Genomic DNA, 14,829 nt, shown 5'->3' with positions numbered 1-14,829 from the left:
GGGGGTGAGGATGTTTTTTTGCTGAAAAATAGTTAACGATGACTATTCCTTAATAACGGCTGTTGTCGCCATGATTCCGCTTACGCTGCTTTATGGAGTACTGTTGATCGGACAGGAGTTTCCGAGGTCCGAACGTATTGCTCTGGGGGGTTCCAATAAAGAAATGATCAGGGCTTGCCTGGCGCCATTGTTCTTATTTATGGTTTTTTTGTATGCTGCTGACATCCTCTGTAGAACTGGGGACCAATCAATGGATCGTTGAAAAAGTCGTTTTTGTTTGCTCTTAATAGTCAACGTTAACTATAAAACTTTTATAATGAAGATCGGAATCGACAGTTATTGCTATCACCGGCTTTTCGGGGAAGTGTATCCGGAACAAAAATCCCCCGACACGCTGTTGACCTTTGAATCTTTTTTAGCGGGTCTGGAAGAATTGAATATTGAGGGCGTCTCTCTGGAGTCTTGTTTTATCCCTGATTTCGGGACGGGTTATCTGGGGGCGGTAAAACGAAAGCTGGATCAGTTGAATCTGGACAGGGTATACGCCTGGGGGCATCCTGACGGGTTGGAAGGGGGGAGAAGCGAAAAGGCTTTTGACGAAATGATCGCTCATATTGAACATGCTTCGCTTATCGGAGCGCCTGTCATGAGGGTAACGGGCAGCAGCCTGCTTTTCCGTTTTGAGCCGCATGGCCCTCAGTTGGAGAAGCTTTCGGAGATGTTTAAAAAGGCGGTCAAGGTAGCGGAGGCCTATAATATCAAATTGGCTATTGAAAACCATATTGATTATAATGCCGACGAGATCCTGCAGCTTTTAAAGGATGTAGATTCTCCCTATCTGGGCGTCAACTTCGATTCCGGAAATTTTCTCCGGGTCATGGACGACCCGGTCCTGGCCATGGAAAAACTGGCGCCCTATGTACTGGCTACCCATATTAAAGATCTGCGGCCCGTGGAGGGATTCCCGGCAGACAAGTGGTGTTATTTTGCCTGCGTTCCTACCGGCCGGGGCCTTATTGAAAATGAAAAGCTTCATGATATTTTGCAGAAACACGATTACCAGGGGTTTTTAGCGGTGGAAATAGATATGCTGCATCCGGACTATGAAGGCAGGGAGTTAGCAGTGATACGGGAGAGCCTTGAAGAATTAAGAAGAATAACGCATGCCAAATCCTCAGTAAAATGAAAGAATTAAGCATAGGCATAGTAGGCTATAAATTCATGGGCAGGGCTCATTCAAACGGATGGAAGAAGGCCCCGCTTTTCTTTGATCTGCCCTTTAAGCCGGTTTTAAAAGCGGTTTGCGGAAGAAATGAAGCGGCATTGAACGAGTTCGCCAGAAAATGGGGATGGCAGGAAACAGAGACCAGTTGGAGAAAAATGGTTGAGCGGCCGGATATTGACGTGATTGACATCGCCGCTCCCCAGCACTTACATTATGATATTGCCATTGCCGCAGCCAAGAACGGGAAACATGTATTTTGCGAAAAGCCTCTGGCCATGAGCTCGGCACAGGCGGAAGAAATGCTGGAGGCCTGTGAACAGAACCGGGTTCATCATTTTTTAAATCATAATTACCGCAGGGTCCCGGCTATCAGCCTGGCCAAAAAGCTCATAGACACAAAAAAAATAGGACAGATCTATCACTGGAGGTGTTGCTATCAGCAAGATTGGGTTATGGATCCGAATTTTCCGCTTACCTGGCAATTGCAGCAGGAATTTGCACAGTCCGGTCCCCAATGGGACCTTAACTCCCATTGTGTGGATATGGCTTTATATCTGATCGGTAAAATAACTGCTGTTTCTGCACTAACCGGACATTTTATCACTGAGCGACCGCTTGCGGAAGAAGCTACTTCCCATAATCTGAAAGTTCGGGCAAAGAGTATTGAAAGCGGAAAAGTCACCGTAGAAGATGCAGCCCTCATGATGGTGCGATTTGAAAACGGGGCTATGGGCTCCTTTGAGGCGACGCGCTTTGCGATGGGCAGGAAAAACAGGCTCAGCTTTGAAATATACGGCAGCAGCGGGGCAATCACTTTTGACCTGGAACGAATGAACGAACTCCGGTATTACTCCGCTGAGGACGATCAGGATACAAAAGGCTTTAAGACGATTCTCGCTACTGCAGAATCCCATAAATATATGGATCATTGGTGGCCTGAAGGCCATATTATAGGCTATGAACACACTTTTGTGCACGCCATGGCCGACTTTCTTACTTCTTTAAAAGAAGACGAAATGATCTCGCCCAATTTCACCGACGGAATTCAGGGCCTTAAAGTACTCGAAGCCGGGATCAGGTCGGCGCAAACCGGAAATGTAATTTCTATTATTTAAAATAAAAGTCAAATGCTATGAGCCATACCCACAAAGAAAGATTTGAGAAAGACGGCTATATTATTATTGACGTTTTACGAGATGCCGAAATACAGCATTTCAGAGCGCTTATGGATGAATTGATCAGTCCCGATGTCCGGGCTGATGATGCCGGCACCCATAGCTCTTCCTTCCAGCATCTGGGAGACGAGATCAAGGATTTCGGCAAGGAAGCCAAACAGTACTACTTTCATTTGCTGACCAAACCCGGAACCGAATCCCTCCACCGGGCATTTTATCATCCGGTAATCTTAAAAACGGTAGAGGCGCTGATAGGTCCCGATCTGATCGTCAACAATGCCTCCATTTTTGCGGCGAATGTCGGAACCGAATATTCTTTGGGTTGGCACAGGGATGTTATTCAAATCCCGGAGGATGAAATCGAAGACTGGCTTTTCTCTCCTAAACGTTTCCATAACAGCGTACAGATCAATCTGCCCCTGGTAGAGGAAAATTCGTTGTGGATCGTGCCAGGCAGTCATAACAGACCCAATACCCCGGCGGAAAATGCGGCTTTTCATGGGTCCAGGCATTATGCCCCTGCAGGCGTGGAAATGCCGGGAGGAATTCCGGTATCCCTAAAGGCCGGGCAGGCGGTTCTTTACAATAACAATCTGATCCACCGCGGATATACTGAAAAAATGAAGGTGCCCAGAAGGACATTGCACATGGGATATCACAGTTCCCAATATCCGCCGACATGGCATTTCTATTTATTAAACCGGTCTCTTTTGACCCCGGAGTACCTGAAAACATTGGATCCCGTCATGAGAAGGATGATGGAGGACTACATTGCCTGTGGAAAGCAGTATCCGAACATGGAAGATACGTGGAAAAAAGAATACAATTTTCCAAAGGGCATGAATTAAATCGGAGACGGATTGGAAGCCTGTGGCTTTTAACCATTATGACTTACTATTTTATTCCTATTACTTATAAACCAAGGGTAATGAAAAACTTTTAAAACAATTTTATGAAAAAAAACCGTTCATCAACCGGTTCTGGACGCCGTACCGTCAGAATGTATTTCATGGGAATGGGGACGCAGGTTTTAACTTCATCTATATTGCTGATATTCACCCTGGCGGTTCTGCCGGCACGAGCCCAGCACATTCTCCACGGAACCATCGAAGGTAAAGATGATGAGCCGCTTCCGGGTGCAACCGTATCCATTAAGGGAACCAGCAAGGGGGCTGCGGCTAATGTGGACGGAACGTTCTTATTGGAGATCGGAAATGCTGCAGATACATTGCAGATAAGATTTATGGGCTATAAAACCTTTGAGGCCCCCGCAGGTAATCAAAGAAACCGCGTATTCCATTTGGTCTTTGACGAAGAGCAGGCCAAGCTGGATGAGGTAACAATTGTGGGTTTCGGTACCCAGAAGAAAGTCTCTGTTACCGGATCAATAGCGTCCATCCCGGTCAAGGAACTTGAACGGTCTGCCTCTCCTTCGTTATCAAATGCGTTAGGGGGTAAGTTGCCGGGTATCGTTACCCGCCAGCCCAGTGCTGAACCGGGGGCGGATGCTGCCCAGGTCTATATCCGGGGTTTTGGTACATGGAGCGACCGTGCGCCGTTGGTGCTGGTAGATGGCGTCGAACGCGACATGAATTTAATAAATGCCCAGGCCATTGAGAGCGTTACCATTTTAAAGGACGCTTCGGCAACGGCTGTATATGGCGTCAAAGGAGCGAACGGGGTTATACTCATCAAGACCAAAAGAGGAAAGGAAGGCCGGCCGAATGTTGTCTTTCGTACTGAAACAGCAGTTTTAACGCCAACCCGGTTGCCCAAGTATATTAATTCTTTTGAGTATGCTTCTCTTATGAATGAAGCGCTTAAGCTGGGCAATCTTCCTCCCCGCTGGAGTGAAGAAGAACTTCAGAAATTCAACGACGGATCCGACCCCTACCTTTACCCGGATGTCGACTGGACGGATGCTATTATGCGGAAACATACCTATCAGAGTATAAATAATCTGAGCGTTACAGGAGGTAACCAGGTTGCAAGGTACTATACCAATGTCGGGTTTACAGACCAATCCGGAATCTGGAAAAACGATCCCGATAATAATTACAGTACCAATGAACGGATGAGAAGATATAATTTTCGCTCAAACATTGATATTAATGTAACCAGAGAACTGGTTTTAAGTTTAGGCCTGGGAGGTATCATCAGAAAGGCCAATTACGGCGCCACAGGGGCAGACGCGCTCTTGAATGCCCTGCGGGTAACTCCTCCGCTTTCCAACCCGATTTTAAACCCGGATGGATCGCCCGGAGCGTCCTCTACCCAGATCGGAAACAATCCCTGGGGACTTGCCACCCAGGCGGGTTATTCTACGCACGACCTCAGCAGCATCCAGGGAACCTTTTCTGCAAATTGGGATCTTTCCAATACCGTTACCAAAGGCCTCTCTTTGAATGGAAAATTTGCCTATGATTACAATTCAACGAGCGATGTAGACAGGATCAAGCAATTTGAGGTGAAGCGCTTTGTCGGAAAAGATGAGGAGACGGGCGAGGACCAGTATATTGTATACAGAGAAGAGCAGCCATTGGGCTACAGGATCCATGGCTGGTCGAACAGGGCCATCTATAGTGAGCTACAGGCTAACTATAACCGTACTTTTGGCGTGCACGGAATAACAGGAATGGTGCTTTTTAACCAGAGAGACTATGTTGATCTTGAAGCGGGAAGCTCCATCGCTAATCTGCCATACAGAAGACTCGGCGTTGCTGCCAGGGCTACATACAGCTATAATGATAAATATCTGGTTGAACTCGATATGGGTTATAACGGATCCGAAAACTTTCCCCCGGGACAGCGCTTTGGCTTTTTCCCATCGATCTCTGCCGGTTGGGTTTTGTCCAATGAAAACTTTTGGAAAGAGGGTAGTCTGGTCAACGAGCTAAAGCTCAGAGGCTCCTACGGGAAAGTCGGTAACGATCAGATAGGAGGGGAGCGGTTTTTATACCTGACGACGGTCAATGCCCGTACAGCGCAAACCTATGCTTTTGGCTCGGCGCAGACAAACGTGAAACCGGGAATTGACGAAATGAAAATAGGTACTCCGAATATCACCTGGGAAACGGCTACTAAGGCCAATGTGGGAGTAGACATGGAAATGCTGAATGGAAAGATATCGCTTCAGGCAGATGCATTCCATGAGCTTAGAACCGGTATCCTTTTACAAAGAAGAACTATTCCCTACGAAGCCGGATTTAACCCCTCATCTATTCCGTACGGCAATCTGGGAAGGGTAAAAAATATAGGATTAGATGGAAATCTTGAGGTTAAGAATTCCACTTCCGGCGGCTTTTATTATTCCTTCAGGGCAGATTTTACCTATGCTCATAATACGGTCCTTGAAAATGACGAGCCCCAGCCCAAATACCCCTATCTTTCGGAAATAGGACATCCTATCGATCAGCCATGGGGGTTGATCAGCCAGGGATTCTTTTCTGATCAGCAGGAGATTGATAAAAGCCCGGAGCAGACTTTTCAATCTGGTGTAATTCCCGGTGACATAAAATACAAGGATATCAATGGCGACAATATCATAAATGGTTATGATATACAGCCCATAGGTTATCCCCGAACTCCCGAAATCATGTACGGCTTCGGCGGCACCATTTCCTATAAGGGTTTTGATCTCAGCCTGTTCTTTAACGGAGCAGCCAATACCAGCCTGTATCTGACAGGCCCCTCCATATGGCCTTTCTTGAAAGGGCAGGGTTCTTATAATATTTTAAGGGAATACTATGATAACCGGTGGACGGAAGACAATAAGGAAAATGCAAGATACCCTGTCACTGCAGGAGATATTAATACCAACAATTTTAGGGAAAGCACGGTTTATTTAAAGGATGCCGGCTATATCAGGTTAAAAAATGTAGAAATAGGCTACACTTTACCCGGTACCGTATCTGACCATATCGGTATGAAAACACTTCGCGTTTTTATAAACAGCCAAAATTTATATACCTGGGATAAGCTTCATTTTATCAATCCGGAATCCAACGACGGCATAGGAGGATATCCCTTGATGCGGACTTTTAACTTCGGTCTGCAAGTTGATTTTAAATAACTAAAAATAATCCAGCATGAAAAAATACTTATACCTGTCCGGTATTCTTGTTCTTGGTCTGACAATGTTTTCATCCTGCAAGAAATATCTTGATATGGCTCCTGATGAAAATATGACGATCAAGGAGGTCTTTTCCAATCCGGAATATGCAGAACGCTTTTTAAAGGGAACCTATAACTACCTGCCTAATGAAGCTAACTTCGCTGAGCTTGACGGAAGAGATCCATTTGTAGGAGCTTCCGATAACATGCAGTTAAGTTGGAAAAATCGGTTTGCCGATCATATCAATTATGGCTCATGGGGTCCAAATGATGTGCCCAATAGCCATTGGGATGTGGGTTATCAGGCTATCCGAAGGTTGAACTTGTTTACCGAAAATATCGGAACGACGCCCATGGATGAAAAATCCAAATCCATCATGATCGGCGAAGCCAATTTTCTAAAAGCATTCTTCTATTTTTGGATGATCCGGCTTTACGGTCCCGTTCCGCTGCTGACAAACTCCTTTCAACCTGATAATGATTTTTCTTTAATTAAACGGGCTACGTTAGAAGATTGCATTGATTATGTGGTTAAAAGATGCGATACTGCGGCGCTGTTGCTCCCTATGAACGTAAACGAGGATAATCTGGGAAAAGGTACCCGGGCTGCAGCGCTTGCGCTTAAGTCGAGAGCATTGCTATATATGGCCAGTCCCTTGTGGAACGGCAACCCGGATTACGCCGGCTTTGCAGATAATGACGGCGTAAAGCTTTTTCCGGATTATGACGCGGAAAGGTGGCAGGCGGCGGCCGATGCCGCCAAAGCATGCATCACGCAATGTGAAAGCGCAGGCTATAAACTTTATCATGCTCCCGGAAACGATCCGGTAAAAAATTATCAGGATATTTTCATTAACAATTATAATCCGGAGGTCCTTTTCGCCCGTAATATCGGCGTATTCTCCCATCAGGAGATGTGCGCAGCGCCGAATAGCGAAGGCGGCTGGAGCGGTTACTGCCCACTGCAGAATCTCGTTGATGCGTATCAGATGGCTGATGGCGCTACCCCGATAACAGGCTATCATCCGGATGGTACGCCGATCATTGATCCCAAATCCGGATATGAGGAATCGGGATATGCCGGCGCTGATGATCCTCAAGGACATTATCTTAAAGGAACAAGGAACATGTATGTGAACAGGGAACCCCGGTTTTATGCTACCGTTAATTTCTGTGGGGCCATGTGGAGAGGTAAAAGGCTGGAATTTTGGTTTAGCGGAAAAGATGGAAAGTCCAATGGGGGCGCCGAATTATATACCATTAACGGTTACCTGTTAAAAAAATTCATGAACGAAAATAACGTCAGCATCGTCGATGGAAAGTTTGTTTTAAAAACCTGGATATATTTTCGATTGGCTGAACAGTATTTAAATTATGCCGAAGCCCTCAACGAAGCCCAGGGTCCTGTGGCAGATGTATATAAGTATATCAATGCTATAAGGGAACGGTCCGGCTTGCCCCCGCTTCCTGCCTCGTTAAGCAAAGCGGAAATGAGAGAGAGAATTCATCATGAAAGACGTATTGAGCTTGCTTTTGAAACCCATCGCTATTTTGATACGAAGCGTTGGAAAATCGCCGATTCCACGGATAACCTAACCATGTACGGGTTGAACATTAATAAAGGGAAATCGCTTAATGACGATGAGTTCTATGAAAGAACCTATATTAATAAGCGTGTGTTTCAGGAAAAATACTATCTGTGGCCCATTGCCCAGGCAGTTATCGATAAAAATCCCAATATTGTGCAAAATCCCGGATGGAAGTAAAGCACTAAAGAGCATAAATAAACTGATATGAGAAAGACAGCAGCCCGCTCGCCTTTGATTTTTGTCCTGACTATGTTATATTTTGGCTGTAATGCTCCTTCGTCGGATCCGCAGGCGAAGGAAGACTGGGCTTACCCCGGAGGAAATGCCGGTCAGCAGAAGTATTCTGCTTTGGATCAGATCAATAAGAAAAATGTCAAAAACCTGAAAGTGGCATGGATTTATCATTCCGGCAACATGGCCGGAGGGGTCGAAAGCACGCCGCTGATTGTTGACGGGAACATGTATGTCACTACCCCTTCTCAGGAACTTATTGCTTTGAATGCGGCTGATGGAAAGGAGATTTGGCGCTTTAACCCGTCAGTAGGAGAGGAAAAGTTTACCGGCGTGAACAGGGGAATAGCCTATGATAAAGCGGGAGAAAAAGTATTTTATACCTCGGGAAATTATCTCAATGCGGTTGATGTCCATACAGGCAAGACTGATACGGCCTTTGGCGAAAGCGGCAGGGTGAAGCTTGACGGGTCCTTAAACGGACAGGTGAATACTTCCCCTGCTGCTCCTGTATTGTTCCGGGATTTGGTCATTGTCGGGGTAATCAGCGGAACCGGACATGTAAATGCCTATGACGTTCATTCAGGTAATTTGAAATGGACATTTAATACCATACCTCACCCGGGTGAGGCGGGCTATGATACATGGGGAGATACGGCTTATTGGAGAACCGGATCCGGCGTTGCCGTCTGGGGAGGGCTTTGTGTTGACAATAAAAACGGTATCGTATATTTCTCGACAGGTCAGCCCCGTGATAATTTTTACCGGCCCGACAATGCGGGTAAGCAGTTATTTGGAAACTCCATTATTGCTTTAAATGCCGGCAATGGTAAAAGGATCTGGCATTATCAGGCCATCCATCACGACATATGGGACCTCGACCTGGCCTGCCCACCGATATTGTCGGATTTAAAAATAGAGGGCGAGACCGTTCCGGGCGTCATGCAGCTTTCGAAAACAGGGAATATTTTTTTATTTAACCGGATTAACGGTAAGCTGTTATCTAAAGTTGAGGAAAGGCCGGCGCCATCATCGACCCTGCCGGGGGAGATAGCCTATCCGACACAGCCTTTTGTGACATGGCCTTCCCCCTTCTCACGGCAGATACTGACGGAAGATGATTTGACAAACCGTACGCCGGAAGCCCACGACTACGCCAAAAAGATATTTGATCAGGCTGAGACGGGCTGGTTTGTCCCGCCCTCAGAGAAAGGGATTCTTTTTTATGGCATCCATGGCGGTGCGGAATGGTGCGGGGGCGCCTACGATCAGCAGACGAATACCTTGTATGTCACGGCTAATGAGCTGGCATGGCATATTGTAATGAGAGATATCAACGCTGATAGCAAAACGGCTGTAAAAGAGCCTCCGGGCAGAAAGGTTTATCTTAAAGCGGGCTGTGTAAACTGTCACGGCGAGCATCGGCAAGGTCAGACCGGAATTCCGAATTTGAATTCTCTTGATAAAACCTATGCACGACCCGATATCGAAAATATCATTCACAAGGGCAGGAAGACCATGCCAGCGTTCCCGCAAATAGCGGGAGGCGAATTAGATCAGCTGGTGAATTACCTGCTGAATGTAAAAGACGAAAAGACAAAGTCGGATAAAAGCGCCAGACCCGTTTACCGTTCTCTGGGATATATTAAATTCCTGGACAAAGAAGGATATCCGGCTACCAAGCCTCCCTGGGGTACGTTGAATGCGGTGGACCTGACGACCGGAAAGATAAAATGGAAGGTACCCCTGGGTGAATATGAGGAGCTGAAGGAAAAAGGCATTTCCCGTACCGGAACGGAGAACTTTGGCGGCTGTATTGCCACGAAAGGCGGGCTGGTCTTTGTAGGAGCTACCCGCGATCTGAAGTTCCGGGCATTTGATGCGGATACCGGAGAGGAACTTTGGGAAGCGCAGCTTCCCTTCGGGGGATTTGCCACTCCCAGTACCTATGCGGTAAATGGAAAGCAATATGTGGTTATTGCCGCTACGGGTGGGGGAAAACTGGGTCCTCCGCTGGGAGATGCTTATGTGGCCTTTGCGTTACCCGATAAGTGACCTGAGGGCGTTTACACGAATTTAATGTTGGGTATGCTGTTTACCTGACCGTATTATTTTCATTTAAAATTAACGAACGTGAAAAGAAAATATTCAGACGGATTCTTTCCGGTACCTGGCCTGAAATCTAAAGATATTTTTAACTCGCTGGCAAAAAAGATATTTTACCGGGGAGGCGGTATCATGGGTATCTGTTTTTGGTTAATGGCTCATCCTGTAAAAGCGCAAAGCCCTCAAAAAGCTCCGGATATTTACGCCAAAGACAACCTGGTGGCATGGTGTATTGTTCCCTTTGATGTTAAGGAAAGAAACGCCGAAGAGCGGGCTCAGATGTTAAATGAGCTGGGTATTACCAAGCTTGCTTATGACTGGAGAGAAAAACATATTCCAAGCTTTGACGCTGAACTGGATGCTTTAAAAAAGCACCGGATTAAGCTGCAAGCGTTTTGGTTGGTGACGGGTCCGGATCCTGCTCACGATGCAAATATTAATTTGATATTCGATCTTTTAAAAAGGCATTCTGAAAAAACCGAGCTTTGGGTTATGGTGGGCGGAATCCCCGGATTGGATGACATGACGCAGGAGGAAAAGGTAGTTGCCGTTTCCAAACCGGTTGCTTATCTGGCCCAAAGGGCGGCGGAAATCGGTTGCAAAATCGGCATTTATAATCACGGGGGATGGTTTGGCGAACCTGAAAACCAGCTGGCCATAATTGATTACCTAAAGAAGCCGAATATCGGCATGGTGTATAACTTCAGCCATTCGGAAACCCAGATTCAACGATTTGATCAATTCTTCCCTAAGATCATGCCCCATTTGCTGTGTATTAACCTGACGGGACTTATAGATAGCTATCCGGCAACCGTGGTTCCGGTAGGAACCGGGAATATGGAGGCCAGGCTTATGGAAAAAATATACAAAAGTGGTTATCGCGGCCCTATTGGCATCATCAACGAGAATTTTGCAAAAGATGCCAAGATCGGATTAGAAATGAACATGAACGGGCTGGTGCACATTTTGAAAGAAATGCGAGATAAAAAAGCATTGAAAACATATCAATAGAAAGCAAAAAATTTACTGGCAGCGGACGAAAGTCCTTGCTTCCGGTTACAGGAAGTGAAGGGTATTGGCCGGGATAACTGGTTGCGCGATCAAGGGGGAGGTAATAATTGGACAAAGGGATACTAAAATTAGTTAAAAACTTTTGTAGTTTTATAGGCAATTGAATTAGATCATGTCCCTTTATTCATTAAAAAAAACCATTATGCCTCAAAAAAATAGCGGAGGAACCGATCTTCCGCGTCGCGAATTCCTGAAAAAAAGTGCCCTGGCTTCATTGGCTTTGATGGCGGCAGGGTCATCTGCCCGTGCCGGTGCTTTATTGCTGCCCGGTCGTCCTGATTCCAGATTTTCAGGCGTGCAAATAGGTGTCATCACATATTCCTACCGAAGCATGCCCGGCGATATTAATCAAATACTAAAATATATTGTAGACAGCGGGGTTAGTGCTACGGAACTGATGGGCGACGCCGTGGAAGACTATGCCGGCAAGCCTTCTGACCCCCAAAAGGTAGCTGCCTGGCGGGCTTCTGTAAGTATGAAGAAATTTGAAGAAGTACGAAAAATGTTTCATAAGGCCGGTGTAAGGATTTATGCCTTTAAACCGAATGCCCTGGGCGTTAAGAATACAGACGCGGAAATAGATTATGCTATGCGTGCTGCCAAAGCGCTGGGAGCAGATGCGATAACGGTAGAGCTTCCCAAGGATCCTGCACAATCCGAGCGACTGGGCAAGTTTGGGGAAAAGCATAAATTATATGTAGGTTATCACGCACACTTGCAGGCTACGGATACCGTATGGGATACTGCATTGAGCCAGTCTTCCTATAATACAATGAATCTGGATTGCGGCCATTATATTGCTTCCGGGGGAAGCAACACAACTGAAAGCTTGCTGGCATTGATCCAAAACAAACACGACCGCATTACCTCGCTTCACATAAAAGACCGCAAGACCAAAGCAAACGGCGGACAAAATATGCCCTGGGGGGAAGGGGACACGCCTATTAAGCAAATTCTCAATCTGCTGAAAGACAACAAGTATAAATTCCCCGCCACTATCGAGCTGGAATATGATATTCCTCAGGGTTCTGATGCTGTTCAGGAAGTTAAGAAATGTCTGGCTTATGCTAAAAATGCATTGACCGCATGACTTGAAGGAAGAGTCGCCGATAAGCTTGGGCCGTGGCCAACTTATAAGGTTGGTCACCGAAGCCCGCAGCAAATTCGGATTACCGGGCCATATCGTAGGTTAGGTTTGAAAATGACGTGTCGTTTGTAAGATGGTATATCTTCGAAGGCATTCTTTTCTTTCCCCACTTGTATTTATGTGTCCAGTAAGCGATTTTCATCGATAAAATACCGATTCCTGCGCCGACCAGCACATCACAGAGATAATGCTTGTTATTGGCCAGTCGCAAGGCGCCCACACCTGAAGCCAGGCCATAAGCTGCATAGGGCATCCACTTGAATCTGTCCTTATATTCCTCGCTTAAAAAGGTCGCCGCTGCAAAAGCCTGTGCCGTATGTCCCGAAGGAAATGAGGTGCGGTTGGTGCCGTCCGGCCTCAACTCATGCGTGGTATTTTTGAGCAGGGTGACGACGCCATACATCAAAGCTTCTCCCTTTAACAAAATGACGGTGCGATTGGCCATATCTGTTTTTGACTTTATACCGATAGCGTCCAAGCCGTAGGCGACAGCAATGGGCGAAAATTGCATATAGTTATCCAGATGTGTCCTGAAGGAAGAAAAATGCTCGTTCCGCTCCTCGGCTATTTCGTTTTTTAGCGATTCCCTGCCGTTGTCTGTAGTGGCAATGCCGGAAACCAAAAGACCTGCGGGTATAAAGGTCTGGCGAAACGTAAATCGCAAAGGCTTTTGCGATATCAGAATACTGTCTTTTCCGAAAGCCAGGGAGTCCATGGATTGACTCCGTGTGGTATATCCGGCCAGCAGGATGCACAACAAAACAAGATATTTCATATCCGGAAATTTTGTGCATAGATAATTGGTGAATTTGAACAAATTCTGAAGGTTCGACAGGGCCGCTTATATCATTGACGACAGAAGGAGGGCAGCAGAAATACGGAATCAGCCGGATATATGGAATTCATGCCGGCCTTCCCTATAGGCATAGTCCAGCCGGAGATGATGGAGCGTTGCAATTTTTTGAGCTATGGCCAGCCCGAGACCGTTCCCTCTTTGATTTTCCCCTTTTGTAAACCGGTTGAAAATGCTTTCCTTGTTGATATTCAATGGTTCGCCGGGATTGGCGATCGTCGTGTGGGTTTCTGTGATTTGAATGCTGATTATCGACCCCTTCGCCGAATGCTGAATCGCATTTCTGAGCAAATTTGTTATCAATACCTTAAAGAGGCTTTTGTTGCCTGATTTAGATACGTTCGTGTCATGGTGCATAGTTAGCTTCTGTGACTTTGCATCCATCATAAAGGATAATTCATCCGCCACCTCGGCGGCGACCTGTCCTATATCAAATCGTTCATTAAAAGCAAATTGGCTATTTTCCATTTTGCTTAAGAAAAGCAGATTATTATTTAGGATTTCCAGTTGATCTATCACTTTATACATATCGTCAATCAACATACTCTGGCTTTGGGATAAACTCTTTTCCTGCAGCAATAATTCCAGCTTGGATCTTAAGACGGCGAGCGGTGTCTGTAGCTCATGCGAAGCATTTTCGGCAAATTCCTTTTGTGATAAATAAGCATTGCGGACGCCAACAGCCAGTTGATGGACAGAATGGTTTAGCTGGAGAAACTCCTGTATCGGAGTGTTTTCAGGCATTCCTATGGCGGTTTTTTCCAGGTCGAAATTTTTCAGGAAGAACAGGGTATTGTAAAAAGGGCTCCATACTTTTTTATTGATAAAATAATTTATTCCTACCGCGCCGATCAACATCAGGAAAAACAAGCTTAGCTGGATGAGCAGGATCGTCTGCACCAGATCCTCCTTTTCTATCAGGGAAGATTTTATCTGTACCACATATGCCTTACCCAGCATATGTATCTTTTTCTGCAGGATACGAAAGTCCTGCTTTCCCTCCTTTCCCGGAACGGTCCTTTGCTCGGTGAAAGGTCCGGCAAGGAATTTTACGCTGTCTGCGGGGATGATTTCCAGATCGTTGTCCAATGTCTTCCAGAGCGCCAGATCGCTTTCTGACCGGATATGATTCTGATGCAGCGGGATTTCGCCTGCCTGCTGGTAGAGGTCACGGTCTATTGCATGGATAAAGATCCGGTTTAATACCACATAAAAAACCGGGATGCTGATCAAAAATATTAATGCGGTAAACAACAGGTACCGGACTGATGTATAGTTTAACAGCTTCATCTCATTCCCGTTCTTTATGAATTCAGCCA

At 46.1% G+C, this 14,829-nt stretch carries 10 protein-coding genes; 8 read left to right on the top strand and 2 right to left on the bottom strand.

Annotation, left to right across the window (positions count from 1 at the left end):
* Positions 1 to 316: 316 nt before the first annotated feature.
* From ABD851_RS08640 to ABD851_RS08605, 8 genes are all read left to right on the top strand, one after another.
* Positions 317 to 1,186 carry a sugar phosphate isomerase/epimerase family protein gene (locus ABD851_RS08640; RefSeq protein ID WP_344978263.1) on the top strand — a complete coding sequence of 290 codons (870 nt, stop codon included), beginning with the start codon at positions 317 to 319 and terminating at the stop codon, positions 1,184 to 1,186.
* Positions 1,183 to 2,340 carry a Gfo/Idh/MocA family protein gene (locus tag ABD851_RS08635; RefSeq protein WP_344978261.1) on the top strand — a complete coding sequence of 386 codons (1,158 nt, stop codon included), beginning with the start codon at positions 1,183 to 1,185 and terminating at the stop codon, positions 2,338 to 2,340. Before ABD851_RS08640 ends, ABD851_RS08635 begins: the two co-directional genes overlap by 4 nt.
* Positions 2,341 to 2,357: 17 nt before the next feature.
* Positions 2,358 to 3,248, top strand: coding sequence for a phytanoyl-CoA dioxygenase family protein (locus tag ABD851_RS08630; protein WP_344978259.1), 891 nt, complete (start codon positions 2,358 to 2,360; stop codon positions 3,246 to 3,248).
* A gap of 104 nt (positions 3,249 to 3,352) precedes the next feature.
* Positions 3,353 to 6,472 carry a SusC/RagA family TonB-linked outer membrane protein gene (locus ABD851_RS08625; protein WP_344978257.1) on the top strand — a complete coding sequence of 1,040 codons (3,120 nt, stop codon included), beginning with the start codon at positions 3,353 to 3,355 and terminating at the stop codon, positions 6,470 to 6,472.
* Between the two features lie 16 nt (positions 6,473 to 6,488).
* Positions 6,489 to 8,279, top strand: coding sequence for a RagB/SusD family nutrient uptake outer membrane protein (locus tag ABD851_RS08620; RefSeq protein ID WP_344978255.1), 1,791 nt, complete (start codon positions 6,489 to 6,491; stop codon positions 8,277 to 8,279).
* 27 nt (positions 8,280 to 8,306) lie between these two features.
* On the top strand, positions 8,307 to 10,388 hold the full coding sequence (locus ABD851_RS08615; RefSeq protein WP_344978253.1) for an outer membrane protein assembly factor BamB family protein: 2,082 nt from the start codon (positions 8,307 to 8,309) through the stop codon (positions 10,386 to 10,388).
* Between the two features lie 78 nt (positions 10,389 to 10,466).
* Positions 10,467 to 11,450 (top strand): sugar phosphate isomerase/epimerase family protein, encoded by a 984-nt coding sequence (locus ABD851_RS08610; protein ID WP_344978251.1) that lies wholly within the window; start codon positions 10,467 to 10,469, stop codon positions 11,448 to 11,450.
* Positions 11,451 to 11,652: 202 nt separating this feature from the next.
* Positions 11,653 to 12,600 carry a sugar phosphate isomerase/epimerase family protein gene (locus ABD851_RS08605; protein WP_344978249.1) on the top strand — a complete coding sequence of 316 codons (948 nt, stop codon included), beginning with the start codon at positions 11,653 to 11,655 and terminating at the stop codon, positions 12,598 to 12,600.
* A gap of 79 nt (positions 12,601 to 12,679) precedes the next feature.
* Here the strand turns inward: ABD851_RS08605 and ABD851_RS08600 are convergent, their stop codons facing one another.
* Both ABD851_RS08600 and ABD851_RS08595 read right to left on the bottom strand, forming a co-directional pair.
* On the bottom strand, positions 12,680 to 13,432 hold the full coding sequence (locus tag ABD851_RS08600; RefSeq protein WP_344978247.1) for a phosphatase PAP2 family protein: 753 nt from the start codon (positions 13,430 to 13,432) through the stop codon (positions 12,680 to 12,682).
* 108 nt (positions 13,433 to 13,540) lie between these two features.
* The gene (locus ABD851_RS08595; RefSeq protein ID WP_486303613.1) at positions 13,541 to 14,800 is read right to left on the bottom strand and encodes a sensor histidine kinase; all 1,260 of its coding nucleotides are present in this window, start codon (positions 14,798 to 14,800) and stop codon (positions 13,541 to 13,543) included.
* Positions 14,801 to 14,829 lie beyond the last annotated feature (29 nt).

The organism is Compostibacter hankyongensis (assembly GCF_039541075.1).
Taxonomy (GTDB): Bacteria; Bacteroidota; Bacteroidia; order Chitinophagales; family Chitinophagaceae; genus Compostibacter; species Compostibacter hankyongensis.
This window is presented reverse-complemented; position numbering and strand designations above follow the sequence as displayed.